This window comes from Aequorivita sp. H23M31 (assembly GCF_004022485.1).
Taxonomy (GTDB): Bacteria; Bacteroidota; Bacteroidia; order Flavobacteriales; family Flavobacteriaceae; genus Aequorivita; species Aequorivita ciconiae.
The window spans coordinates 739150-765204 of sequence record NZ_CP034951.1; the positions used below are offsets into that span (position 1 = coordinate 739150).

23 protein-coding genes are annotated in these 26055 nt (G+C 34.5%); 2 read left to right on the forward strand and 21 right to left on the reverse strand.

Annotation, left to right across the window (positions count from 1 at the left end; genetic code table 11):
* Window positions 1-112 precede the first annotated feature (112 nt).
* The 8 genes from EI546_RS03295 to EI546_RS03330 form a co-directional block, all read right to left on the reverse strand.
* Complete coding sequence (locus EI546_RS03295; protein WP_128249207.1) at window positions 113-1459, reverse strand: nucleotide-binding domain-containing protein; 1347 nt, start codon at window positions 1457-1459, stop codon at window positions 113-115.
* The gene (locus tag EI546_RS03300; protein WP_128249208.1) at window positions 1446-1955 is read right to left on the reverse strand and encodes a hypothetical protein; all 510 of its coding nucleotides are present in this window, start codon (window positions 1953-1955) and stop codon (window positions 1446-1448) included. Before EI546_RS03300 ends, EI546_RS03295 begins: the two co-directional genes overlap by 14 nt.
* A 6-nt stretch (window positions 1956-1961) precedes the next feature.
* Window positions 1962-3161 carry a restriction endonuclease subunit S gene (locus EI546_RS03305; protein WP_164905157.1) on the reverse strand — a complete coding sequence of 400 codons (1200 nt, stop codon included), beginning with the start codon at window positions 3159-3161 and terminating at the stop codon, window positions 1962-1964.
* Between the two features lie 212 nt (window positions 3162-3373).
* Window positions 3374-4132, reverse strand: a complete 759-nt coding sequence (locus EI546_RS03310; RefSeq protein WP_128249210.1) for a metallophosphoesterase — start codon at window positions 4130-4132, stop codon at window positions 3374-3376.
* A 99-nt stretch (window positions 4133-4231) separates the two neighbouring features.
* Entirely contained in the window at window positions 4232-4792 is a 561-nt protein-coding gene (locus EI546_RS03315; RefSeq protein ID WP_128249211.1) for a virulence RhuM family protein, read from the reverse strand.
* A 214-nt stretch (window positions 4793-5006) separates the two neighbouring features.
* Window positions 5007-6521 (reverse strand): type I restriction-modification system subunit M, encoded by a 1515-nt coding sequence (locus EI546_RS03320; RefSeq protein ID WP_205649754.1) that lies wholly within the window; start codon window positions 6519-6521, stop codon window positions 5007-5009.
* 5 nt (window positions 6522-6526) lie between these two features.
* Window positions 6527-7117, reverse strand: a complete 591-nt coding sequence (locus EI546_RS03325; RefSeq protein ID WP_128249212.1) for a restriction endonuclease subunit S — start codon at window positions 7115-7117, stop codon at window positions 6527-6529.
* A 499-nt stretch (window positions 7118-7616) separates the two neighbouring features.
* Window positions 7617-7991 (reverse strand): hypothetical protein, encoded by a 375-nt coding sequence (locus tag EI546_RS03330; RefSeq protein ID WP_128249213.1) that lies wholly within the window; start codon window positions 7989-7991, stop codon window positions 7617-7619.
* 289 nt (window positions 7992-8280) lie between these two features.
* Here EI546_RS03330 and EI546_RS03335 point away from each other — a divergent pair, with 289 nt between their 5' ends.
* Window positions 8281-11922 carry a YobI family P-loop NTPase gene (locus EI546_RS03335; protein WP_128249214.1) on the forward strand — a complete coding sequence of 1214 codons (3642 nt, stop codon included), beginning with the start codon at window positions 8281-8283 and terminating at the stop codon, window positions 11920-11922.
* Between the two features lie 91 nt (window positions 11923-12013).
* The gene (locus EI546_RS03340) at window positions 12014-12217 is read left to right on the forward strand and encodes a hypothetical protein (protein WP_128249215.1); all 204 of its coding nucleotides are present in this window, start codon (window positions 12014-12016) and stop codon (window positions 12215-12217) included.
* Between the two features lie 98 nt (window positions 12218-12315).
* On the opposite strand, the gene EI546_RS03345 is transcribed toward EI546_RS03340, so the two are convergent.
* The 13 genes from EI546_RS03345 to EI546_RS03400 form a co-directional block, all read right to left on the reverse strand.
* Window positions 12316-12510: a hypothetical protein gene (locus EI546_RS03345; RefSeq protein ID WP_128249216.1), complete on the reverse strand. Its 195-nt coding sequence runs from the start codon at window positions 12508-12510 to the stop codon at window positions 12316-12318.
* Between the two features lie 124 nt (window positions 12511-12634).
* Window positions 12635-13375, reverse strand: coding sequence for a hypothetical protein (locus tag EI546_RS03350; RefSeq protein ID WP_128249217.1), 741 nt, complete (start codon window positions 13373-13375; stop codon window positions 12635-12637).
* A gap of 245 nt (window positions 13376-13620) precedes the next feature.
* Window positions 13621-13773, reverse strand: a complete 153-nt coding sequence (locus EI546_RS16120) for a hypothetical protein (protein WP_164905158.1) — start codon at window positions 13771-13773, stop codon at window positions 13621-13623.
* Window positions 13774-13957: 184 nt separating this feature from the next.
* The gene (locus EI546_RS03355) at window positions 13958-14401 is read right to left on the reverse strand and encodes a hypothetical protein (protein WP_128249218.1); all 444 of its coding nucleotides are present in this window, start codon (window positions 14399-14401) and stop codon (window positions 13958-13960) included.
* 9 nt (window positions 14402-14410) lie between these two features.
* Complete coding sequence (locus tag EI546_RS03360; protein WP_128249219.1) at window positions 14411-14926, reverse strand: helix-turn-helix transcriptional regulator; 516 nt, start codon at window positions 14924-14926, stop codon at window positions 14411-14413.
* Window positions 14923-15408: a hypothetical protein gene (locus EI546_RS03365; protein WP_128249220.1), complete on the reverse strand. Its 486-nt coding sequence runs from the start codon at window positions 15406-15408 to the stop codon at window positions 14923-14925. Before EI546_RS03365 ends, EI546_RS03360 begins: the two co-directional genes overlap by 4 nt.
* Before the next feature lie 540 nt (window positions 15409-15948).
* On the reverse strand, window positions 15949-16581 hold the full coding sequence (locus tag EI546_RS03370; protein ID WP_128249221.1) for a hypothetical protein: 633 nt from the start codon (window positions 16579-16581) through the stop codon (window positions 15949-15951).
* Window positions 16582-16664: 83 nt separating this feature from the next.
* Window positions 16665-17783 carry a hypothetical protein gene (locus tag EI546_RS03375; RefSeq protein ID WP_128249222.1) on the reverse strand — a complete coding sequence of 373 codons (1119 nt, stop codon included), beginning with the start codon at window positions 17781-17783 and terminating at the stop codon, window positions 16665-16667.
* Window positions 17784-17829: 46 nt separating this feature from the next.
* Window positions 17830-19656, reverse strand: a complete 1827-nt coding sequence (locus EI546_RS03380; protein ID WP_128249223.1) for a hypothetical protein — start codon at window positions 19654-19656, stop codon at window positions 17830-17832.
* Between the two features lie 401 nt (window positions 19657-20057).
* On the reverse strand, window positions 20058-20747 hold the full coding sequence (locus EI546_RS03385) for a hypothetical protein (RefSeq protein ID WP_128249224.1): 690 nt from the start codon (window positions 20745-20747) through the stop codon (window positions 20058-20060).
* Between the two features lie 38 nt (window positions 20748-20785).
* A complete protein-coding gene (locus EI546_RS03390; RefSeq protein WP_128249225.1) occupies window positions 20786-21967 on the reverse strand; it encodes a hypothetical protein in 1182 nt (393 codons plus the stop codon).
* A 147-nt stretch (window positions 21968-22114) separates the two neighbouring features.
* Window positions 22115-23314, reverse strand: coding sequence for an IS4 family transposase (locus EI546_RS03395; protein WP_128249226.1), 1200 nt, complete (start codon window positions 23312-23314; stop codon window positions 22115-22117).
* A gap of 479 nt (window positions 23315-23793) precedes the next feature.
* The gene (locus tag EI546_RS03400) at window positions 23794-26046 is read right to left on the reverse strand and encodes a S41 family peptidase (RefSeq protein ID WP_164905159.1); all 2253 of its coding nucleotides are present in this window, start codon (window positions 26044-26046) and stop codon (window positions 23794-23796) included.
* Window positions 26047-26055 lie beyond the last annotated feature (9 nt).

Consider the following 26055-nt stretch of genomic DNA (forward strand, 5'->3'; position numbering starts at 1 on the left):
TTTTTCAGGAGTTATATAGTCCCAACCTAGCTTCTGAAACAGATTCAGAGCGGAATTTGTGAGTCTTGGGATTCGGTGTAGTTTATTTTCATAATTCCTTTTTTAATAAAATCTATCTATGGTATCTGCTTTTTGGTCTAAAGGGTTTTCTGATAATAACATCCGCCCTACTTTTTGCAATACAAACATCATTCGAGATTAAATAACCCAGAGCATAATGACCACCAAAATATTTAGTATCTTCGTGATGCTCGTCTTGATAATCTTTGCTTATATCTCCTCTTACTTCTTCACAATTTTGGTCATTTTTTATTTTCCATAAGTAATTATAGAAAGACGAATTATTTGCTGCAACAAAAAACTTGATACTATTTTCTCTTTCAATATGCCAAAGATTTTTAGAAAGTGTTAAAATATATTCTCCGGCTCGCGAATTTTTTATTAATCCATCAATAGTGAATATGATAGAATCATCAATTAGAACAGGAATTTTTCTATCGAATAAAAACTCTTCCTGTTCTCCTCGGGCATAGTAATGTGCATTCATTAATGAATTCACATCTCCGTCAAACTCTTCAAAAGACTTTAAAATTGAATCTATTCCCTGATAAATAGTCGCAATTTCAACATCTGTTAATTCAGCAACATATTGGTCTATGAATTTTGAATGGTCTGCGCGATCCCGTATGCACGGAGCTTTTAAGTTTTCTTTTAATTCCGTTAGTAATTGAAATATGGTGTCAAAAATTGTTTGATCTTCATTTTCCAATAATTGAATCGTTATGAGTTGTTCTAAATGAAATGATTTTAATCTGAAATTTTCATTTTTTTCCTTGCAGGTATTTTTCCATCCTTTTATGAATTTCACACTCTTTCTGAAATCATCATTAATTTTATTAATTTCTGAAGCAACTGCTATATACCCTAATGGATCGGTTTTTATCCATTTCATTTGTTGATGGGAAGCTTGAAGCTTATAATAGAATTCTTGTTTTTTCCGGTGAGATCGATATTGAACAATTTCAGGCACCAAGAATGTATCATCATTAAATTCATTTTTTCCCCAAACTTTTGCCGGAACAATATCTACCGCAAAAACCTCATCCTCTCCATTCATAAAAAGAAATGAAATACTATGAGTTTGAACAGTCGTTTGAATTTCGTACGACGTTGGATTTACATATTTCCTTTCAAGTTGCTCCAACAATTCTTTAAGGAAACTTTCAGAATTTTGAGTATCAAAGTTTTCATCACTAATTTTATATAAAACATCGAGGTCGTGTAAAGGACGTATGGCGGTATATCTGGGTAATGACCCAATTTGCCTACAATTACCCTGACCTAAGACATCTGTAAAAGATTTGTACACTTCAGAAACAAAAGAAATATCTTCTTGTTTAGGCGAAATATTCTCCTTTACAAAAGTACGCAGAAAGGATTCTATCTTATTTTTTGCCATAATTCGTTGTAATCATAGAAATTAGAATATCATTTAATAATCGTCCTCTAAAGTTGACAATAATGGAGTTTCGTTTAGAATTAATCGCATTTAAAACATCATCTTCTATTCTTCCACCATAACTCGGTGCATAGACAATAAGAGAATCACTGTCATTTTTGAGAGCGATAATTTCTAATATACAGTCTTTAAATTCAGGATAATAAACAATCATCATAGAGTGGTCACGCCCTTTATCTAGTTCTTTTTTACCAATTATATCTATGTTTTTGTCTTTAAATAATTTGGAATCAACCAATGCCAATTTTAATGAAGTAGCTTCATTTCCCACATAAAGAGCTATTTTTCTATTGTACAAGCTTTTCCCTAATCTCCATAGGACAGGGATGATTCCTCTTACAGCTCCGACAAATAACATTATCGTTGTGAAGCCACCTATGGCAAAAACCAACCATTTAAAAAATATAAGTCCGTATTCAAGTATTTCTTTCTCCATAATATTTTAATTTTTAACTCTTACCTCCCCCGTCAACAACCGCTGCATCAACCCCCGCTTCTGCACCTGAAGCCTAGCAAGTTCGCTTTGCAATAATCCAATCTCTTTATCCGCAGCACTTAAAACGGAAGATATTCTTTGTTGCTCTTTTATCAAAGGAATTTTAAATTTCAAATTTTCGAGAGATTTCTTAGTGAATCCTTTGATAGAAGTGCCCTGATTATGTGAAATCAAACTTCCGATTATGGATTGAATCTTATATCCTAGAAAAATCAAGTCTCCTCTATTTGGGATCAAACTTGTAAAATCTTGACTAGTACATATATCTTGATTGTTTATTGCTACCTTGCCAACACCAACTCTTGAAACAATAAGAATACTATGTGCTGGAATTAATTTAGTTGCAGATTTTTCAATTGCTTCTTGAGAAATAAAACGAGAAATATCCAAATCAAACAAATTATTTTGTCCCAAATCGGAACTAGAAATCCAAGGTATTTCTCCATTCCAAAAATCAGGGTCTTTTGTGGATGGGGTGCCACCGCCAACGAGTTCTCCTAAGTCTCCAAGCTTAATCCTTTCCCACTCCCCCTCAAACCCCTCAAAGCGTTTTTTCCCCGACAACAACAATTGCATCAACCCCTTTTTAAACTCCTGCTTTGCGGCAATAAGCTGTTCTTGTTTTGCAATGGCGCTATCCCAAGTGGAGAGAATGGTGGCGATTTTTTGTTGCTCTGGAAGAGTAGGTAATACTATTTTAAATTTTTGGAGATTCCCTTTTGAAATTCCATATACCTTGCTTCCCGTTGCAATTGTTTTTAGCGCTTTCTTTACTAGAGGGTTTCTAAAAATATAGACTCTAAAACCTTCTGCTGTTTTATTAGCTTTATCTCTAAAAGCGAAAGTGTGTAAGCCACTTATCACTTCTCTATCATTGACGTTTTTAAGTTCAATAGCCTCTCCTACGCCCTCATAATCTTCTGAAGCATCGGCAATAACCAAATCCCCATCCTTTAAATAGTCAGCATTATTTGATATAGCAATTTCCTTGTTTATTTTCGGAACTCGGTTTTCAATTTCGAAATCTAAAATGGGGCGTTTATAAGTCGCATGAATATCCCCATAGTGAATATTATAAACCCCTTTTTCCTCTTCATAATTCAATTGATTTCTTGAAAGTGAATTGGTACTTAAAAAATCAAACACCTCATCGATTCTTGGCGTTTCCCAATCCTGCGGTATCCATCCAAGCTTGGTTTTTTTATATCCTTCCTTTGCTAAACCTGCCCGTCCGGCAGGCGGGGCTACGGAAGACACGCCCTCCCTTGTCAAAGCAGAATTCTCCCTTAATTTAACGGGGTCGCAGGTTTGAATACTGCCGCGGTCACTTCTTGAATTAGCTATGTTTTTTTCTTCCATTATAAATCAATCGTTTTTTTGGGGTCAAAGCCCAAGTGCTCGTTATATGCCACATATCCCAATTGGTTGGTGCATAGTTCCGTTTTCCCTATTTTGAAATTAGGTATGTTGCGATGGTGGTGCCCAAAGACCCAATATGCTGGCTGTGTTTTTTCAATGAGACTTTCAAGCTCAGTCGCAAAAGCTTCATTTAAAGGGCTGTTTAAGTATTCCAAAGGATAGTTTCTAAACGTAGGCACGTGATGGGTAACAACAACTTTTTTAGGGTGTTTGCTCAGGGATAATTCCCGCTCTAAAAAGTGAAGACTTTCTTTGTGGTAGTCATTGTAATCTGCAATCTTTAAGGGGCAATTTTTATAATTTATCAGTTTAAAATCATTAAGTTGGCTTTGTATATTTTCAGCATTTTCTGCGCTTATTTTCGACCAAAGTGATGAAAATATAAACTTGATGTCTTCTATAATTAAGGATTGATTGTTTACCAAAAACAGATTGTGCCGGATGGCTTCGTTAAAAGTGCCGCATTTATCTGCCAAATCAGATCGATAATACTCGTGATTGCCAGGCACCCAATAAGTTTTTTCAAAATGATCAGACAAATAATCAAAAAAGTTATTGTGCCTATCTATTTCGCGAAAGGGCACTATGTCTCCTGCCAACAGCAATACATCGGCCACTGGCTCAATGGGTCGAGCTTTTAGGTATGCCCTGTTTTCGGGAAACTCTAGATGCAAATCAGATGCGTATTGGAAGGTCATAAATTCTATTTTATCTCTAAATTGATAGTTGCTCCTTTTGCTTTGTGATCAATCGGCACTTCTCTTTATTTTTTGTTTTTCAAATCTTTTACCGTTTTATCAAAATCTGACACATATTTCGGAACGGGTAATAGGTGCCCTCGGATCATAATCAATACTGGCTTCGGCATAGATATCGGTAATCTTTTGATAAAACCTCCGCTCCGAAGCTCTTATGGAACGTATGCGCTCCAATAATTCATCAAAATAATCCTGACCGAAATTTTTAGCTTGTTTTAATCTGTCATCATCCAGAACAAAACCTTTGATGATAAATTCTTTTAAAGTTTTAGTTGCCCAAATTCTAAACTGGGTGGCATTAAAACTGTTTACGCGATAGCCTACGGAGATAATTGCGTCGAGATTATAAAACTCTATTTCACGGGCAACCTGGCGTTGCCCTTCCTTTTGAACTATCCGGAATTTCCGGATAGTTGGTTCCTGATCCAATTCCCCAGATTCGAATATGTTTTTTAGATGCTCGTTAATGGTTCGCACGTCAACATCAAAAAGCTCGGCCATCTTCTTCTGGGACAGCCAAAATGTTTCATCCTCAAAGCGAATATCCAACTTCACTTCACCGTTGGGTGTCGTGTAAAGGATAATTTCAGATTCTTTCATATCAATGCTTCATTTTTAATTCCCTCGAATTCGGGGGAATTGAAATCCGTGTTGTTCAATTGCTCCCAAAACTCTAAAAACTACATTTCCAACACTTCACGTTCTTAGCCTGCTTGCCTACCTGTCTTTTCTGGCAAGTCTTGGCTCTTGATTCTAGTAGTCCCGAAATATCGGGACGGTCTTGTTTCTTTTACCGCACAACAATGATTCTCAATTATAAACCCAATTCCCTTAAATACCCTTCCATCTCCGCCTTCACTTCTACTAACTCTTTTTCCAACTGCACGATCTCCTGTTTTGTTGCTTCCATATCAACAGGTTCTTCCTCCTCAAAAGTGTCCACATATCGCGGAATGTTGAGGTTGAAATCATTCTCCTTTATCTCATCCAAAGGAGCCAAATGACTGTACTTTGGAATTTCAGCAAAACCCTGGTACGCATCCACTATTTTCTTAATATCCTTTTTCCGCAATCGGTTCTGCTTCTTGCCATCATCAAACTCCTTACTGGCATCGATAAACAAAGTATCGGTATTCGTTTTGGCCTTGTTGAAAATAAGGATAGCTGCAGGAATCCCCGTTCCAAAGAAAAGGTTTGGAGGCAATCCAACCACAGCTTCCAATAAGTTCTCCTCTATGAGTGCCTGGCGAATTTTTCCTTCGCTGCCACCTCTAAATAAAACTCCGTGCGGCACAATCACTCCTACCCGACCGTTTGGCAAGGTGGTCTCTATCATATGAAGTATAAAAGCGTAATCTCCCTTGGATTTAGGTGGAATCCCTCTCAGATACCTTCTATGCCTATCGGCCTCCGCATTTTCATGTCCCCATTTGTCAAGTGAGAATGGCGGATTAGCTACCACCACATCAAACTTCATCAACCCGTTGCCTTCCAATAATTGCGGATTGTTCAAGGTATCACACCATTCTATCCGCGCAGCATCCATTCCGTGGATAAAACAATTCATCTTGCTCAACGCCCAAGTATCTCCATTGCTCTCCTGCCCGTAAATAGCGAAGTCCCTCGATGGGTTGCCGTCTTTATCTTTTACTTCCTCTGCAACTTGTACTAAAAGTGATGCGGAACCTGCAGTTGGGTCGAAGATTCGATCTCCCGCTTTTGGTGCTACAAGCTTGGCTAAAAGTTGCGACACTTCTTTTGGTGTGAAAAATTCTCCACCTTTCTTACCAGCTCCCGAAGCAAATTTCTCCAAGAGATACATATACGCCTCTCCCAAAACATCCTGCTTCCCATCCCATAACGACGGACGGAAATCCAGCTCTGGTTTGGAAAAATCGTTGATAAGGTTTAGCAACCTGCGGTTCCTATCTTTGGTTTGCCCCAATTTCTCCGAATTGAAACTTATATTTCTAAAGACACCATCCAATTTCTCAATATTCTTTTCCTCGATCTGGGAGAGAATCTTGTCTATTTTTTCCCCAATATCCGCATCATTTCTATGATCGTAGATATAATCATAAGTACAATTATCGGGCAGCACAAAACGCTCTCGGTTCAGCTTGCGCTTAATCAATTCTTCATCATCTCCGTACTGTTCTTTATATTCGTTGTAATGATCTTTCCATACATCGCTCAAATATTTCACGAACATAAAAACTAAAATGTAATTTTTATATTCCGATGAATCAAACGCACCTCGGAAGGTATCACACGCATTCCAAAGCATCTTGTTTATCTGATCTTGACTGGGTCTTTCTTTAATATTCATAAGTTTTAATTGATAACTTTAAGTAGTTGAGTTTCTATTAATTGATTTCTTTTTTCCTTGAGCGCAGTGTAAATATATTGTTCTTTTTGGGCAAGCTCGGCGACTTTCGCAATCTTTCGCTGAATATCCAGTGGAGGCAGCATCAGTGGTATATCCTCAACCACCTCTTTGTTTATACTCAACGAATAAGTACCAGAAGCGTGGGTTGTGAAATATTGCTGCACTCTCTTTTTATTTATATACCAAGCAACATAATAAGGATTAGCCTGAGCAGTATCCACCTTAATCACATAAAAAACGGAACTAGCCACTGTGGCTACTCCGTCCTTTAAATCATAAACAGTCGCAAAATTATTCGCCCCTTTCGAAATGAATAAAATATCACCCACTTCTAAATAATACTTCTCCTTGATATCACTTCCGTCAATATAAGTACAATCATTCCCAATATCGGAATAATCATTTTCCATATCCTTTAATTGCACTACGCGCAAATCTCCATTTAAAGAGCCTTTGATTTTCCCTCTAAATGAGTATCCAGAAACGATTCCATCTGAGATGACAATACGCTTTAAAACTGTTTTTTTGATCCTCATAAACAAATGACATAATTGCTATGATGCAAATATAATATATTTTAATTTATAAAACGTCATTAATATTACATAATTGCTATGATGCAGATACCCTCGCTTAATCTCGGGTAGACACACATTGATTTCACATGGATTTAATTCACACAAAAACAGCCCATCAGAAGAGAATCGTGGACTAGAATTATCGCCTGTGCTCCGATTATTAACTATATTGATTGTTCTGGATTATTACTACAAGAGATAACCATAAAAAAATGAAACTAATAATGTGATACATTAGTAGAAAAATTTTTATGAATAGTCACAGCCCAGCTTTGTCCAACTCTATCCAGAATTGCACTTTCAAGATGAGTTATTTCTTTGCTGATTACACTATGGTAAAATTCTTAGTTGGCGTACCCCTCTGAATTATGTTTATTATGACGGCTATATTTGAAGATTACTGAATTTCATTTTGTTCAAATATACTTTTGCTTTCCAATGTGAAATATGAACGTCATTAGCAGGCTAATCTTTCATAAAAGTCATTTATTTTGAAGCCTTTTATATCCCGTTTTAATTTTTCTATTAGAGCCTCATAAAAATGTGAATTAACCAAATAATCAAAATTATCCTTAATTACCATATTATATAGATCCTCATCAGAAAATTCGTTTTTTGAATTAGATATATCATAATGCCTCTTAATCTCCTCCAACTCATTATTAATCCAGGCTTCTGTTTGTATTTCGTGATACATTTCCATAGTACGAAAAAGTGTCTCCTCCATTTGATCATGGAATATATCGGGAATCTCAAACGGTAATTCCTCAAAATTCAAGTTAAAACTATATATATCATTATGCTCTGTTACCCCGCTAGTGCGCGATTGCATCGCCTTCACTTCCCAACTTTATAGTAATTCCATTCTATTGAACATATTTCGAGCAACTTACAAAAACAAAAAGTCATTCAATTGCGGGATTCCTCAATTATCTTAAATTTTATTTCGCCATTTTTGAGTATTGTTAATTTTTGCCTTGACTTAACGAATCTGGGCATAAGTGTTTTATTGAAGAAGGAAAACCTTTAATTTTTGATTTATGGAGAGCGGGAAGAATTAAACTGTATCGATAAAGCAAACCCGAAATCCATAAATTAACCTTACATCAAAACGATAAATTATGAAGAAATTGTTTGAGTTCCTGCAACCTAACATACATTCCAACTCAAAACTTGTTGAAAAGGAAAGTACCTATGACACTCTTTCGCCTACGATACTTAAGGTTGAAGAAATCAAAACGTATATCTCGGCAATTAATGAAGCACTTGGAGATTCAAGGAATAAGAATATTGCCATAACAGGAGCTTATGGTTCTGGTAAGAGTAGCATACTACAAACTTACCAATCTATCAACCCACAGGAGAAGTTCCTAAATATATCTCTAGCAAATTTTAAGGTAGATAAATTGGATCCCGAGGATTCTAAACAAACGAGTCCAGAAGAGGACAGTCTCAATCGTTTACTTGAGCTAAGTATCCTACAACAGATTTTTTACCACGTAAAAAAAAGTGAAATTCCCGATTCTCGTTTCAAAAGAATTAATTCTCTATCAAGAAATAGCATCATAAATTTTGTTCTTATCGTTTTGGTTTGGTTAATTAGTTATACGGTATTATTTCATTTCCCATTGATTGAAGGATGGTTCCCTGAAATCATTTATAGTAAGCCTCTAAAAATTACTGCGGCTATTATATTTCTAACTGGGATTGGATTAGGACTAGGTAACCTTAGAAGAGTTTTTAACAATTCTAAAATAAATAAATTTAATATCCAAAGTGGCGATTTCGAAATTGATAAGGATATTGATCAGTCAATAATAAACAAACATCTCGATGAAATAATATATTTCTTCCACGTAACCGACTATCGAATAGTAATTATCGAAGATTTAGACAGGTTCAACAACACGGAGATTTTCAGTAAGTTAAGGGAAATAAACTTACTATTAAACAACTCAGAACAAATTGATAAATCGAAAAAGCCAATCGTATTCATCTATGCAATAAGGGATGATATGTTTGTGGATAGAGATAGGGTTAAATTCTTTGATTTTATTATCCCTATTATTCCGATTATAAATCCATCAAATTCGGGTGATATTCTGCTCAAAAAACTAGCTACGTTAGACTTTGTCAGAAGACCTAGCGAAGAATTGGTGCAAGGAATTTCATATTTCATTGATGATATGAGATTACTGAAAAATATTTGGAATGAGTATTTAACATATAGAAACATACTAAAGGAATCTTTATCCCAGGATAAACTATTCGCAATCATCACCTATAAAAACTTCTATCCAGACGACTTTGTCGCCCTACATAATAACAAAAGTGATATTTCAAAAATATTTGAAAGAAGAAAGTCCTTCGAAGAAAATTTAATGGAACAACTCGATAATGAAATAACTAATTCCCGAAATGAACTAAAAGAGGTAGATAGACAGAAAATCAATGACATAGATGAACTAAAAAAAATCTATATAGCCACATTATTTGAAATGAATCCTGGAAGCATTGCATTCGGTATATCTGGAGCTGTCTTCACATTCAACCAATTGAATGAGGATGAAAATTTCGATAAACTAATATCAACAAAATCAATTTTAAAAATATCCAGCCCCTCGATTCAATTTGATCGAAATTACCGAAGCTATAGAGGTGATATGTCAAATCAGAATGAAGATTTTAATTTTTCAAACTTGGAAAAGAAAGTAAATGAAAAATTATCGTACGAAAATAGAAGAAAACTTGTCAATAAAGATTACTCCTACCGAGAAACCCTTATTTCCAAAATCGCAGCGCTTCAAGAGAAAAAGAAAGTTATTAAAAACTATGACCTAAGGCAGCTGTTAATTGAACTTGATGCCAAAGAAATCCTCAAAGAGTACAACTCCAACAAGCTCCTAATTTATATAATAACAAATGGCTATGTTGATAAATATTACTCTGAATATATCTCATATTTTCACGAAGTGAGCCTCACCAGTATGGATTTCGACTTTTTACTTGCATTAAGAAGTGGAGTGGCCTTCGCCTTTGATTTTGAGTTAAAAAACATAAGCAACCTGGCGGAAAAAATAGAATCAAAATATTTTCACACAAGACCAATTCTAAATTACCAACTTTTTGATTTTTGGTTCGCAAACGATAAATACGCAATTCAACAGCAATCTATAATTTCCTTATTGGCTACGGATTTTAAAGAAAGAACAGATTTTATTAACGGAATTATAGAACACTCCACGGAGGTTAATAATTTCTCCAAAGCTTGTATTGCTCAATGGAATGGCTTTTGGAAACATTTAGAAGAGAATTCCGCATACACGGAAGATCTAGTGGAAATATATTTTAAGAACATCCTAATTCAAGGAGAAATAAAGGATATTCTACAACAATCCGATAATTCTTCACTTAAAGATTACATTCAAAACAAAGATGGCTTTTTGACACTTTTCCCAGAAGCCAAAAACTTTATAAAGATTGAAGAGGTAATAGATGAACTGCAAATCAAATTTGAGAATCTTTCTTTGGCGAGAAATGACCTGATGGACTTCATTTATGAGACGAATAAATACAAGATAAATGAGCACAATCTAAAGACTATGATGGCTTACAAAAACGAAAAAGAATCGTTAAGCTACTTTGACATTTCGAAATCTCCTTTAAAAACTCTTAAAGAAAATATTGAAGTAGAAATCGATGAATATGTCCAGAATGTATTATTAGATGCCAATGAATTGGTTACTGAGCCTGATAAAGGCTTTATTAATTTGATTAATCACTTAAAACTATCCAAAGATCTAAAGGTGTCTATAATTGAAAAATTTGAAAGAACTATCATAGAGTTAGATCAAATTAAGGAGATCGAGATTATGGACTCCCTAATAGAGAACAATAAGGTTTCTCCAACTTGGCCAAATGTCTTATTGTATTTTAATAAATACGAAGGTGTAATCAACGCAAGCTTCACGAAGTTTTTAGGAAGAAAAGAAGTTTATACAGTTTTAAACAAATTAAAACTTCGAGACACAATTTCAGATAAATCCCACAGATTAGATTTGGTAAAAAACCTATTAATTAATGATGATTTAAGTTTCGAGGCCTATACGAGTCTTTTGAGCCCTACTCATTTTATATTTTCAGAAATCAACCTTGACGACCTATCCGAAAATAAAGTTCACTGGGTTATTCAAAACAAATATGCGAAGGCGACAAAAAACAATTTTGACTACTTAAAAACAAATTTTCCTGACGAACATATTCATCTTGCCGAAGTTCAGTCTTCAGATTTTCTTAGAGAGATTGAAGCTTATGCCCTTGACGACAATGACATCTTGGCTCTCCTTAAATCTCAGAGCTTAAATCTAAAGGAAAAAATAATTGTATTTCAAAAGCAGGTAGATTCTTCGCTTATAGAACGGACAACTGGAATGGCAGAAGTCGTTTCACAAATATTGGTCGATGCAAAACTAAAAACAAACGTTGAAATTTTGACCAATTTGTTCGCAACCACAAAAAGCGTAGAATCAAGAGTAAAACTTATAAATATTAATTTTATAGAACTGAGTAATTCAGAAATTTATGATCTCATTCGTCAACTGCCAGAACCCTACAAAAAAATACCAGTTAATTACAAAAGGCCTTTACTTCTCAAAAATGATTATAACCGTGTTCTTGCCGAGAATTTAGAAAGGTCCGATCTTATTTCTTCATATAGTGAAGATAAAAACGGAATTAGAATAATTGCCAATTATTCTAATTAATTAATTTCTAGAAAGCCTCTTTCAGAAGGTCTTTCAAGATGTTGGCCAATATTTAGTTACATTGTTAGTCAATTCAAAACCAAAGAACATTATGCAAGACATCCGAGAAGTTATTCGACTAGCAACTATTATCATTAATAACCAACAAATAACAGGTAAAAAATTTCAGGAACTTGATGCTGAAGTAAAGCAAAATCGTAATTTACTGAATACAATAATTAATAATCAAGACACGATTAACAAGAATGTGCTCTACCTGATGGATCAAGTAAGCCAGCTTAAAATGGATAAGTGATTTTTCATCGAAAAATTTCAGGCTTTTAATAAGAACTTTTACCGAATTAAAAATTCGGTATGCTGCAAGACTCTCCCGAAATAACCATATTTAATCCTCTACAAAGTTAATTGTGGAAACTCCAAAATGGCATTTAGATAAATTTTTGCTGCTTTCATTAGAAGTGGGAAAGATTCATCGGGATGATCCTTCACAACACGTGTGCAAGCCTCCCTTAATTTCACCTTTTGTTCTGGATTAAGAGAATATCCATCTTGTACTTCTTCAAACAATTTAATTTCAAGCTCATTCATAACGCACAATTATTGGTAAATAAAAATACTGAAAATAATAAGTATAAATTTTAAAATTAATAATTCCCTTTTAGCCAAGATAAAAGCTAGGGAACCTAAGTCTTCAACTCAGATATTAAAAATATTATGGGATTGTGTTACGATTAAAAATATTTGAATCTGGCTCTATTTTCGTCATTGTCCATTCAAAATCTAAATATTTTGGATGACTGGAATATTCTATCTCGTAAAATTTCAAACGTTCCGGAGGAGTTGGCTTTAATATTTTAAAATTAATGAATTGTAGTTTTTCAAATCTTTCCCTTTTTGAAAGAGTCGGAATTATTTCACGCAATTCATTTAAAATATGAGAAGCCTCTCTTCCATTTTCGGTTTCTAAATCCTCTTCCTTGACTCCAATGGCTTCGACCAAAATTGGCATTTGTTCATAATCTAAGTATTTCTCAATGCCAAACAAGTTCAAATCTGCCGGAAGCCTAAAATCTTTACATTCAATTTTCAAAAGCTTATACAGCTTTATGCAATAATCTAGTATTTCGCTACCATACCTGTTTGCACAAGCATATATTGCAGCTCTCTCACGCGTAAATGCTACATAAATTCCATCGTGACGATAATTAAAAAAGATATTATTACCATTGGGGATATCAATCTCCAAATCGGTTTGTCGTGCCATTGCCAAAATGGGTTCTCTTGATTTTAAATACTCAATATTAGTAGTCAAATGAATCTCACCTTGGTCACTTAAATATTTAAGCAACTCTAAATTCTTATATTTTAAATTAGGATTAATTCCACCTAATCCGAATTCTGCTATTGAAGCTAAAAATATTGAAGAAGTTCCGTGATAGTATTTGTAGTTCATTAGTTTCTAAATTGTTGTGAATAGCATAATAAATATACCCATTCGAACCCACGAGAAAACAAAAATATACCTCAAGTTAATAAAACTACGAATCAAAGGCTCCTGAGCCTGTCCGCCGAAGGAGGATATTTCCAATCGTTTGGCAGTGCGAGTGGAAATGTATAGAAGGATATAAACAAAATAAAACCCATCCAATACGGATAACCATAAGGGAAGGCATCAATTAATTCTGAAAATCCTATAAACTATTTTTTCTTTTTTGCCGTCTTTTTTTTGTCTGGCGTCTGTGTCAAAGCAGAAGCTGCAACAGATTTGACATTTTTAGATGTTTTTGGATCTTTTAATAACTTGGAAGCTTTGCTAGCCACAGATTTCGATGTTTTTTCATTTTTGGCCATTTCATTTGAATTTTAAATTAATATTCGGTTTTCTCCAATCTTTGGTATACCTGTATATTCCAGCTAAGATTTTTTTTGAATAAGCGGAAGTAGATTTAATTTCATGTTCTATCACATCAATTGAATGGCTCTCCACATACCAAAAAAAACAACCATATTTTATTTTAATATCGCCAGAAGAAATTTACATATCCTGAGATGAAAAAACCAAATCGTCATTAATCAATGCATCCACATTTACGGTTGGTAATACAAACTCATTGTAAACTGTCCCCTCAGTTTTAGCGTGAAGTATTCCTCTAGTTGCGCCTATAGTTAAAACTGTAAGATGAACCATTAGTTTTTTTGGAAGCAAAAACTCTTTCTTTTCTGGAAAAAAAAATGTTTTCAAGGTGTTTTTTTCAATTTCAAAATAACCCTGTACTTTTATTTTAATGAAAGGGATTTCTTTTTTGTAAAAGTTAAATTCCACCTCTACAATCAAAGTGCTCTCAACTTCATTAAAACCAAAGGAGCAACTTGTTTGAATACTCAAGGGCCCGCTTTTGCGAAAAGCCTCTTCAATAATTGCAAACTCTACTGTTTTAAGGCCAGTAAAAGCGAATCCCAATGAATTATGATCTGCCATAGCGAATTTTTAGCCGGTTGGTCTTAAATTGTAATCTGCCACTTCAGAACTATTGAACTGCTTTAAGGGCACTTGCCTTTTGTCAGTACTGTAAACCTGTTGCAGTGAATTTAAACTAATTGATGTAACAGGAGTTTTGGTTTTAACAGCTTTATGCTTAAGCTCCTTGTCAATCCATTGCTTAACAAATTCAAATGTACGGGCTTCCCTATCCCTATCTATCAAATTGATTTCAAACAATTTATTACCTAAAGCAGCCTCTAATTTTGCAATACTTTCCAGGGTAAAATTCACCCTTCCTTTAACTATATTGCTTATGTGTTGGGCACTGACTTTTAGTTCCGTCGCAAGACGCGCCTGCGACCAGTTCTTTTCCTCCAAAAGTGTAAGCACGTTTAAGGCTATAATCGCACTTTTTTGCTTCCAAGACTGTTCTGCTCGTCTTTTTTGATGATTAACTCCCCAGGAGGAAGCGGTTTTTCCTACCACTTCTTCAAATTTTTCTTTGTTGAAATTGTTGCTCATATAGTGTTGTCTGATACGATATCATCGACGTCTAAAATATTGTGGTCGATTAAGAATTGTTGAACGTTTTTTAATACGGTTAACTCATTGTTTAAAAGAATGGATTCTTGCATTGTTCTTACAAGTTTTATGCCGCCTCCCGTAATAATAAAAGAATTGGCGCTAAGTCTAATGGCATACAGACGAAGCCAGCCATCTGCTATCTCAAGGCCATAAGCCTTACATTGTTGATGCTGCACCAATAATGCTGCATCACTCTTGTGCAGTGGCACAAAGAATTGGGAAAGATTTTCTTGTGGATCTTCAAAACCTGCTTCTGCAATATCATACAATTGATTAAAGAGAATCTGCGCATCTTTTATGGTTTTAAGTACAGCTTCGCGAACGGTGTAGTGCGAATATATGCTGTTTGAAAGTAAGGTTTCGTTTGCTTTGAAAAATTGTAATAAAAATTCTGGATCTGCCCACTGCTCCTCAAGCATATCTAGTTGACACTGATCGTATCCGCTCTTTTGAAGACTACAAATGCCCTGATTTTGCTCGGTAAATATAGGTAATATTTTCAAATTATCAACCTGTAGGTTTATTATTGCCCGGTTTTAACAATATTATAATATTTCATATTAAAAAGCTACTAAGGTTTTTAAACTTTACTTTACCCATTCACTTATTTCTCAAGGGCATTCTTATTACAATGAATGCTAAAATGGTTTTGCAACAAACTCAAAAAAAACCATTAGGCGTAACCTAAAGTCGTCAAATTAATAAGCTCTCCATCGCGATACGCTATTAAGACAAGAGCCCACCTTCGTTCCTGGCTTCTGTGGCCTAAAAAGAGCTTATCAAATATAATTATTTCCTGGTCATAATCCCATCACTCTTTAAACTGTAAACCTATTTTAAAATAAGTACAAAATAGGTACACTTTATTGGGACGAGACAAATATAACAATCAAAAAAGCCCACTGATTTATTTCACAGCGGGCTTCATTAAAAAAAATATATTAACTAATCTATAGGTATCAAAAACTCAGATCAAAAATCCCATTGGTCAATTCAATCTGGCCATTATCATTGTTTATAACAACTCCGGAGAAGGAACCCGTAAGAACGCCACCAGAATTTGTTGTCACAGAATTATTAAAATTTGAAGCCATTGGATAATAGGATGATATTAGGTTGATTTTAAAATTCTGAAAAAGATCATTTCCAACCATGTTTTCTTCAACTTCAAAATAAATATTGTAGTTATTGGCCGCAGAAGTTTCACCTAGTATTTTTAAAAGTCCTCCCTCCCGGTCAATTCTTATTTCATCAAAAACGATGCTCAGCGTTCCTGCTTTCACACTTATTTGACCTTCAACCTCATTACCCGCTGATACGGAACAGTCACCAAGACCGTCGATTATAGCTTGTAAACTTCCATCACTATCGCCACATTCCTGCTGTTGTTTTTCTAAAGCTACTCGGTAGGCAATGCAGAGTTGCGTATAATTTTCTACCGTTGCCGCCTCATAGTTTTGTTTAGCCCCTACTGCTGCTTCAATCGCAATCTCGCACTGGCTCGGAGTGTTATCATTATCGTCATTACTACTACAGGAAAATAATGCAAGCATCACAAAGATGCTTAAAATCAATTTTTTTATGGTCATCATTTTTAAATTAAAAATTATTATTGAGGGTATAGAACGGGTTCTAAGGTTTTATATTTCAATCGAGTCTATTTAATTCTGTACCCTTAATTGCTCCCTTTACCTACAACCTGTATTAAATCAATAGTTTTATTCTCTTCCTTTAAACCAATTGAACCCTCCTCAAAATCATTTCCATAAATCCCAATTCGATTTGAACTATCAGTTTTAAAAATTAACCTTAAGCTCTGGTCTTTTAAAAAAACATATTCCCAATGCGTAATCAAATCAATATGTAATTTTAAATCTGGATACCTCTTTAAAATTTCATTAATCGTCCAGGAGGTATTAATTCCGTGAATATCTATTTCTGGGCTCATTACAAAGACCGAAACAATTTCCTTCTCTTTTACTACTAGAAAATATTGACGTAAATCATTATTAATAATTTCATATCCCATTTCTTCAGAATCATAACCATATGCAAAAAGAGGTATTTCCTGCACTTCTTTATCGTTGGTTCTTAAAAATTCGTCAATTGACATTCCTAAACAAAAGGAGTCTATCCATTCAATGTCGTTCATACTCAAATTCCTTTCTGAATATGATTTTACCTTTCTCAATATATCTCCTTTGATTACATAAATTCCCGTCGAAATACATTCTTCACATTCATTCCGGAAATTGTCGTTTTCATAGCATAATGTATGCACCGTAAGAAAATCATCCTCGATATTCATTAAAGATTTACATGCACTATTATAAACAATCATATTTTCTTCATCATCAAATTCCCAGCTTTGTACCGAGTTATAAGTAAACAGTCCAATGTAGGACAAATTGTTTAAGTCGATTATAATCTGTTCCTTCGAGGTACCCCTAATTTGTCTCGCGCTACTACGATATTCAACCTTTTTTAAAAGATAATTTTCGTTTTTAGAAAATACTATTTCGGTGCTGTTTTGAAAAGGTAGCTTATAAATGATAAAACCAGCTTTATTCTTTTTAAATAGGAAAGAATTGTCTAAAAGTCGGTTTATCAACGTTCCGTCATAAATAAAAAAATCGTCATTCTTGAATTGACTTTTTGACTGGTAGTAAGCTATCACTTTACTGTCAGTAAGAGTATCCGCAGTTTCAAGTTTTTCAAAATGTCTTTCAAAATCATCCTGGCCAAAACTATATATTGAACTTAAAACAAGTAATATTTTCAGTAGTATTCTCATTCCTTTTCCTAGTGGCTAGGTTTGTTAGCTAGCCCCAACTGTGTTATTAATTATTCTCCCATTCAAGAAACTGACTGAACACTTTATTGAACTCGTATCCATTTTTCCTCCAACTGTTTTTTAAATGTGTAATTACGCCCTGTTCATTTATTTCCAACAGGTCATATCTGCTGTCCTTTTCTAAAGGTAAAGGATAAACATACCAAGTACTTCCTCCATCAAAAGATAATAATGTGCCAATTCCTAAACCAATTAAATAGATTTGATTTCCCCTTTCAAAAATTAATTCCTTTTTATGTAGTTCAGATAAATCGGTCGAAAAATCTAAACTTCCATTTTCGTTGTTTAGAAAAAGTAAATTATTTAGGATTTTAAAATTTCTGAAATTAATCACGCTCAGGTCAGTCTTGGGCTGAATTCGCGAATAAGTTTTTTCAATCACTTGGAACTTCCATTGATTACCAACTTTTGTCAAAATCGGCTGAAAATATTTTGTTTTGCCAATAGTGTAATGCGGATCGTAAGTCCAACTCCCAAGAAGAATAGTGTCATTTTTTATGCTATACTGGTAACGATTATAATTGTCGTTGTAATGTAAATCCTTTGGGGTTTTTAGCGAATCTATAATGCGAAAATCTTTTAACAAATAGTAGGTTCCTTGCTGTATGTCGTATTTTTTATTTTCTGGTCTAATTTTATCCAGTTTGAAAATCAATGCGTGATTTTTGTCTAAAAATTCAAGTTTTCTAAATTCCTGCTTTTGGTATAATTGTGTTAGCTTTTTATCTTCTTTCCACATTTTTCCTTCATCTGTGGAACGGTAAAATTTGTTTACAAAATCACATTTGTAAATCAGTTCTTTACAGTTAGAATCTCGTATGATACTTCTATTGTAATAAACATCATTAAAAGTGTCTTTGTACAAAAGTGCAGTGGAGGAATACATTAATTTTTCGGTAGGTGACCAAATTTTCATTTGGTTCTTTTTTCTGTCAAACCTTACAATCATTCCCCTTCCGCCAGACCAATTTAATGTGTCGTATGAAAAATCAACAATCCCTAAATATTCATTTTTATCTTTCGTTGAGAAATATGAATTTCCCCAAGAACTCCAACGAGGTTTATTAAAAGGTTGGACGGATCTATCGAATGTCGTGGGTTGTATGCCGCGCTCAAGGGAAAAATAACCTTTCATAAAATTTTTTACTACCAAGTTTTCGGCTTCTTCCTTATGCTTCTGTTCCATGTCATATTTTCTACTGAAATAGAAAACAGAGTCATAAACCTTTTTGGGTATTATGAAATGACGTTGGTCTATGTTTTTTATTTTCACATTCCCCTTGGTTTGAGGTATGTTGTCTAAAAGATTTTTTGTCCAGCTTGGAAAGAAATAGTGACCTCCTATAAATCGAAATGTAAAATCAGGGCTTGGTTCTGTTGGCTTACCTTGAAAATCCTTGATCCAAAAACTTCCTGTCCCCGAAGACTGATAAATATACATGGTGTCTTTCTTATGAATAATTTTGATTTCCAATTGCTTTTGGGTTTCATAATTGGAATTGATTGAAATTACAAGAGAAAAGTCATTAATCCTAATTTGATTTTCAAACGCGAAACTATTTTGTGTGGCAGGTTTTAAAGAGTCTTGTGGGACATTGGGTGATCTATACAACTCACTGTCAACCATAATACTATAATCCTTATTCCCCTTAAACGAAATTGCCTTACCGTTTTTATCAAGTATAGTGTAAGAATAACGTTGCGTAAAATCTTGCCACCCAGGTTGTGCTTTAATTGGAAGAGTACAAAAAAGAGTAATTACTACGATGCTTAAGAGCGTCAACCGACCTTTATATTTAAATATTTTACTCATTGTTTTACTTTCAGCCTTCCATATTACACTTAAATTTAGGTAGAAAAAAGAGCTCTGTGCTTCTCCGCTCCTACCCGTTTTCCAAATGCGAGTTTCAGTCTTTCGGTACTTTTAAAACACTCAACGCGCTTTGAAAATGATGGATGGACCTTTTAGCTAATTTGTATTCAAAAAAGATTTGAACATATTTGCCTTTTCCAGTCACACATCAGGTCATTTATAAAGCTTTTTAGGCTCTTTATGATTTGTAGTAGGTAAAAGTAATTGATTTATAGAAAAAGTGTCACCTTGAGCGCAGTCGAAAGGTCTCGTGGTCTAGAATGCGCTGGACCGAAAACGATATATAAATATTCATTACCCACTATATTCAACATAGCACTGCCTTTAAATTGCAGTCGGCTTCATTCCCTTTTTCTAATTAATTCTAACACCATTCTGCTTCCGTCAATATTTGTATAATCTAATTTTTTAAATCCATCTGTCCTATCAAAATCGGCCGTCAAATGAGTAATTCCTAATTCAGATTTGGCGATAGCTGTCACTTTTCCATTCTCTCCATTATAACTATATTCAGAGGCAATTTCAATATTGCCTTTCCAAGTTTTCCATCTTTTATTTCCCCAATGGTCGCCAACTTCAAGTTTGGTACTCCATTTTTCCTTATCAAACCGAATTTCTGGAAAAGGATTTAGTTCCAATATTTTAAAATACCTTCCTCTTGGGGGATGCAACCAAATAGTAGAGTCATTTTCTATCAAACCAGTTGCCTCCATTCCTATTTTCTCGAATTCTGCGTTATAGTAGTTAAACTGATATGGTTTTTGATCTCCATTTATTTTGCCCTCCATTATCTCCATTCCTAAATAGACAACTGTATTCTTATCTATTATAAGGTCTTCTGACAATTCCCAAGCATTATCAAATTCTTCACCATTCTCTCCAGTATGTTGAAAAGGAAAGAATCTCAAACCCATTTCATTTTCATTCTTATAAATCTTGACTGAAAAAATAAATTCTCCTTTGTCGTAAATTTCTTTAATTGGTTGTGGACCAATTAAGAATAACAATAATAGAGCAAAGAGAGTTTTCATATTTCGTTAGCTTTTTGGCTCTTATTAGGCAATGTTTTTTATTCCGGTTTCGAAAGTTTTACATCATACGGTTCAAGTAGATATATATTTTTTTTAACTTTTAATAAATTATATTTTCCAGTTAATAAATATTCTCCCATAACTTTATCATTACGATACCAAGTCCCAAATATAAATTCCCCATTTTTATTTATGTCCACTCCATAATAATTCCTTGGATATAAGCTATCAGGTATTTTATAATTCGTTTCTATGGTGTTAACGAAATTAGTTTCAAAATTATCAATATCAAGTGCGTATAGGTTACCTAAGGAATGTCCATAAGTATGAGTTGAATGAATAAATATAAATGGATGATTGTCAAAATATCGTAAAGAAATTTCATCTAGATAGTCTCCTCCAAAACCATTATACCTCAACAGTTCCGTTCTAATGCTATCTTTTTTTGCGTAAATTGTTATTGCATCGGTACTGGATGTTCTACAATTAGTACAATCATAAACCAATTCATAACCACTAATTTTACCAAATAGTGTATTACGAGTAATTGTTGTGTTTTCCTGTTCCTTATCTCTAATTGCTTGTTTTTTTAATTCAATTGGTTGAGCAAAGAGTTTATACTTACCTGAATCAGTTTTAATGAATTTCAAAGAGCAAGCTGTAGAGTATATTGTGTCGTTATAAATTAAATCACTATAAATTCTAAACCCACTGTTAGTAGAATCCCTTGTACAATAAAGCCCGTTATACATTCCTTTACCCGTTTTGTTGCAATAAAATTGATTGAAAATGTCACCATCTATAGGCTCCACTTCCAATAAAGATTTGTTTATAGTGTCTATCTGGAAAAATTTACTATAAATATCAGTTTGTGTTAGTCTATAATTTCCATTTTTAGAATTTGCGAGAACTATGAAAAAATTCGAAGTCTCTTTAACGATAGTGCTATTTATGAGTATTCTTTTGTCACCAAAATACTTGAATATTGTATCGTCTTTTTTATTCAAAACCACAAGTAATCCGTGCCCGGGAAAGAAGTCGTTTTTTTTAAAATATACTTTGGATGAATAATTTAGAGTGTCTATTGATAATTCATTGGATACTTCAAAGAGAGAATAGTCATTCTGTAAACTTTTAAAATTAATACTATCACATTTACTTTCTTTTTTACAAGAAACTAAAGCCAATGTTAATATAAGGAATATTAGTTTTTTAATCATTTGACAAGTTCATAAAACAATTACGCATGTGGAGATTAATTTTATATTTTTTTTCATTGTTGTCCGATAAAAATCTAAAGTAGCAAAAATAGCATTGTCGTTGCCATATTTTACTGGATTGTGTTCCGATTTTCAAAACAGAACCCCCTAAGGATCGAAAAAGCTCAATTGGCCAATGTTTTTTGTGGTGATTTCTTCCCATTTGGAGTCTGGGTTTTTCAGGAACTTGAACAGATCGATGTAGGTCATCAAATGGTAGCGTATTACAGACACCATATTTGAATATGCCCAACTTCTCTGCGCCTTTCTTTGTATTACCAGCATTATGAGTTGAATGATCAGACTGACCCAGATCTGTATCTCTATTGCATTTTGGTTGTCGCCCAGAAAGTATTTGAGGGGAAAGTTCTGTTTTAGGCGTTTGAACATGGTCTCTATCTGCCAGCGATTTTTGTAGATATCAGTGATCCTGTCGGCCTCCACTTCATAGTTGTTGGTGATGAACTCATATACCTTGCCCTTCTCCTGGTGCCAAAAGGCTATCCGCCGTAGGTGGAATTCGTTGCCTTCCTTATCGGCAAGCGTTATTTTTTCATCCTTTAGGACAGCATCGTCCACGTTGTCCGGAATATCAAACTCTTCAAGGCTCGTATAGCGTGCATTGCTCTTTTGCCTGGTCACAAAGTAGATGCCATCCAACGTCCATTGCTCGTATTGCTGATAATCTACGTATCCTTTGTCAAAGACAACATAGGAACCCTTCTTTAGATCGAGTTCTTTCAAAAACGTATGATCGTGCGTCGCGGCATCTGAAAATTTTATCAGACAAGGAACATCCTCCATGGCGTTGATCATCGTGTGCATTTTTATCCCGCCCTTCTTCTTGCCGTTGAGCGGGTTCCGGCCAACACCCCTCAATATGTCGCTAAAGAGCGCTATTGTCGAGGAATCGACTATTTTGAGGCCTTTTATGGCGGGCTCCCTGGTTCTGCTGTCCGATAAAAACCGGTGGTAACGTTTATAGAGACCAGAGTAAATATCAGCAAAGACCTCTGCACTTCTTCTTTTGTTGGCATCGGACAACGTACTGCGTTTTGGAAAGTCCCGTAGCCCTAAATGGTTGATCTTGCCCTCGCACGCCAGCATTATGCTTGTTACTTCGCGAAGTGAGTTGCAGCCACTGATAACGGCGAATATCATCGTAACCAAGTGATCATAGGTCGTGAACTTTTTGGTGTACCTGTCGCTGTTGTGCTTCTTTGCTGTCCGATAAATATCTTTGGCGTCAAGGAAGTTTAAAACCTGTTTGATAATAGGTTGTCCACTGAAATTTTTACTTTTGTTCATATCTCGAGTTTTGTGGTAAAAACTAAGATATAAATAAAGCGGGAAATCCTTCTTGGAAATCCCGCTTTTAAAAATGTTTATCGGACACTACTGATTTTTTTTATATAACATTCTCTTTCTGAAATAGATTCCTTAAAAAATCCTGTGCTTATGATTCCTTTAGATTCCGAAATACACTTGACTATGAAGATTGGCACCAATTCAAATTGATATTTTGATGAGGTTGGCCTTCTTAGGAAACCTAAATCCAAGCCCATAACTACCTGCCTAAAGCCAATTTAATGAAATTCCCTAATAAGAGTCAACAGGTTTTTAATTAATTCATAATATCTGAAAATAGCAATTAATCCTTATTCATTTTAGCACCACTGAGCACTGATTACTGAACACTGACCACTGAACACTACTGCCAAATGCTACTGAACACTGCCACTGAACATCATCATCACCCGTCATCCAGCATCCCACACCTCCCCCCATCACTCCAAAACAACCTCCAATGCTTTTTCTAAAAACTCGTCTTTTCCTGATTTGAGCCCATCAATTGATTTATTGACATATATATCTGGCAATATTCCTATACCATGATGTTGAGACCCATCGTGTTTTACTACTTTCATTCCAGTCCAACTAATATTGAAATTTCTTAAAAGGGTAAACGGATTTATATTGCCATTGGTACCGGCCGTTGGTTGCCCTACTATGGTAGCCAATTTATATCCTTCAATAAAACTCATAAAACTTTCGGCATAACTTATAGACCTTCCATCAATAATGAATACAACTTTTTTATCTCCTAAATAAGGCTTCTTTGGCTGAATTTCCCAACCATCCTTCTCATACCCAATGATTTTTTCGTGATCTGGATATATTATTTTAGGAATCCTCATCCAAGCGGTAGAAGTATCCTTTTTCTTTAAGAGATGGGAGATAAAATCGTGGTTTCCGTTAGGATAACCCCTTAAATCACAAATAATACCTTTTGACTGTTCCAATTGCGGTAATAGCGCATTGATGGTATCCATCTCAATCTTATCAAGATTGAGATAATATATATTTCCATCCAAGAGTTTATAGGTGTTTTCTTGAATCGCTATATCATTATCCCTATAATCATACTTTTTATCCTTATTCAGAACTATATTTTTACTATTTACTTCTATAATTAGTTCTTCGTCCTTTTCACCAAAAAGACTGGTACTTTGCGCCCTGTAGTTTAACCATCCCTCAGTGCCTGCCGAAATTCTGGAATTAATCTCTTTAAAATAATCCTCGGATAATTGGTTGTTTACCTTGGTTACTATATCGCCGATTTGTATTCCTAAACCTTCTTCATTCACTTGGGTTATTACCAACTTTCCTTCAATCCACTCCCATTTAATAGGAGGCACATAATAATCCATTTTAGGACCGCTAACATGGATGTGTCCATCCCTTAATGGTGCAGTAAATTTTTGCAAGGTTATCAGATAATCACTGTCATTCTTGTCATTTAAACTTCTTTCTAAAGCCGTTTCCAGAACCTTATTCCAATCTACATCCACTTCATTAAAATATGGGTAAAAATGTTGAAATACATTGTAGGTATTTATAACATTTCCTAGGTAAATGGAAGTATAATCCAGGCTTTCGCTAGCGTTCTTTACATGCTTTTGCAAGGATGATAAAGTTTTACTTTTAGGGTAAGTATTTTCGTTATTGCCGTATAGATTTAAAGGGATTTGACAGAAAATACCCACTCCAATTTCTTTTTCTATAAGCTCACCAAATTTGGGAAATGAGTCAAAAAGAGCCTTCCCCTTTACTTTGTTACCCTTCCCTTCATAAGTTATAACTGCACAATTCTTCCCCTCTTTGCTTTCAGTATTGGAAACAGTATATGAATACCCCTTGCTACTCCCTGTCCATGATGTCTCTTCATTTTTTACCCCAATAGAATTAGCTTCAAAGTCACTGTTTTTAATTGGTATTTCTATCCATTCATTGTTTTCCTTGTAATAGAGATGCACATCATCTAAAAACAAACCTCCTTTGCCTTTTATAAAAGCTCCTAGATACAGTCCCGATGCGGCTTCATCTACTTTTCCAACAATTTCGTATTGCTTCCATTCATTGCTTTTAATCGGATTGTTATCCATATTCTCAAAAAAGCCTAAGGTTTTATCAGTCTTATCAACTCTTAACCATAAATGGCCCGTACCCTTGGAATCCTCCTTAAGTTTTACCCACCCAGTATATTTTATCTCCTTTCCTTTATATTGCTCTGGATCTATCGCTAACGCTAGGTTACCGAAAACCCCCGTCTCATCAATTTCATTAAACCGATTAACCCTAACACTACTATAAACACCATCCTGATAATTCATATCTTTGGAAACCCCCTTATGTTGCCAATAAGCCGGTTTATAAACTTTTGTATTGCTGGGTGTAATGGCGCTAATATCATATTGCTGCTTGGTATTAGAAAACACAACACTGGGTGCAATAGGTTTAAATAGGTTGTTTAGGGTAGCTATGACTTCAGTTGTAGAATTACATTTTAAAATCTCGTTAGCCCCAAAGGCAGCAAAACTATTCCAATCTATTTCGGAAGCTTCATCACTTGGATGAAAGTATTTTACGTAACCATAGGCTTTAGCAAAGGTTTTTAAATTTTGAACCTTATCCTGTTGTTGTGCCTGACATGCGCCCACAAACATTGCAGCAAATAATACTAAAATATATTTTTTCATAATTTTACA

Bases quoted from the DNA above. Each gene is read 5' to 3' on its own strand.
- EI546_RS03375 (WP_128249222.1), bottom strand. From the start codon at position 17,783: ATGAGAATACTACTGAAAATATTACTTGTTTTAAGTTCAATATATAGT.
- EI546_RS03310 (WP_128249210.1), bottom strand. From the start codon at position 4,132: ATGACCTTCCAATACGCATCTGATTTGCATCTAGAGTTTCCCGAAAAC.
- EI546_RS03330 (WP_128249213.1), bottom strand. From the start codon at position 7,991: ATGCAATCGCGCACTAGCGGGGTAACAGAGCATAATGATATATATAGT.
- EI546_RS03395 (WP_128249226.1), bottom strand. From the start codon at position 23,314: ATGAACAAAAGTAAAAATTTCAGTGGACAACCTATTATCAAACAGGTT.
- EI546_RS03400 (WP_164905159.1), bottom strand. From the start codon at position 26,046: ATGAAAAAATATATTTTAGTATTATTTGCTGCAATGTTTGTGGGCGCA.
- EI546_RS03340 (WP_128249215.1), top strand. From the start codon at position 12,014: ATGCAAGACATCCGAGAAGTTATTCGACTAGCAACTATTATCATTAAT.
- EI546_RS03325 (WP_128249212.1), bottom strand. From the start codon at position 7,117: ATGAGGATCAAAAAAACAGTTTTAAAGCGTATTGTCATCTCAGATGGA.
- EI546_RS03300 (WP_128249208.1), bottom strand. From the start codon at position 1,955: ATGGAGAAAGAAATACTTGAATACGGACTTATATTTTTTAAATGGTTG.
- EI546_RS03390 (WP_128249225.1), bottom strand. From the start codon at position 21,967: ATGATTAAAAAACTAATATTCCTTATATTAACATTGGCTTTAGTTTCT.
- EI546_RS03360 (WP_128249219.1), bottom strand. From the start codon at position 14,926: ATGAGCAACAATTTCAACAAAGAAAAATTTGAAGAAGTGGTAGGAAAA.
- EI546_RS03380 (WP_128249223.1), bottom strand. From the start codon at position 19,656: ATGAGTAAAATATTTAAATATAAAGGTCGGTTGACGCTCTTAAGCATC.
- EI546_RS03350 (WP_128249217.1), bottom strand. From the start codon at position 13,375: ATGAACTACAAATACTATCACGGAACTTCTTCAATATTTTTAGCTTCA.
- EI546_RS03385 (WP_128249224.1), bottom strand. From the start codon at position 20,747: ATGAAAACTCTCTTTGCTCTATTATTGTTATTCTTAATTGGTCCACAA.
- EI546_RS03355 (WP_128249218.1), bottom strand. From the start codon at position 14,401: ATGGCAGATCATAATTCATTGGGATTCGCTTTTACTGGCCTTAAAACA.
- EI546_RS03370 (WP_128249221.1), bottom strand. From the start codon at position 16,581: ATGATGACCATAAAAAAATTGATTTTAAGCATCTTTGTGATGCTTGCA.
- EI546_RS16120 (WP_164905158.1), bottom strand. From the start codon at position 13,773: ATGGCCAAAAATGAAAAAACATCGAAATCTGTGGCTAGCAAAGCTTCC.
- EI546_RS03295 (WP_128249207.1), bottom strand. From the start codon at position 1,459: ATGGCAAAAAATAAGATAGAATCCTTTCTGCGTACTTTTGTAAAGGAG.
- EI546_RS03335 (WP_128249214.1), top strand. From the start codon at position 8,281: ATGAAGAAATTGTTTGAGTTCCTGCAACCTAACATACATTCCAACTCA.
- EI546_RS03320 (WP_205649754.1), bottom strand. From the start codon at position 6,521: ATGAATATTAAAGAAAGACCCAGTCAAGATCAGATAAACAAGATGCTT.
- EI546_RS03365 (WP_128249220.1), bottom strand. From the start codon at position 15,408: ATGCTTGAGGAGCAGTGGGCAGATCCAGAATTTTTATTACAATTTTTC.
- EI546_RS03315 (WP_128249211.1), bottom strand. From the start codon at position 4,792: ATGAAAGAATCTGAAATTATCCTTTACACGACACCCAACGGTGAAGTG.
- EI546_RS03345 (WP_128249216.1), bottom strand. From the start codon at position 12,510: ATGAATGAGCTTGAAATTAAATTGTTTGAAGAAGTACAAGATGGATAT.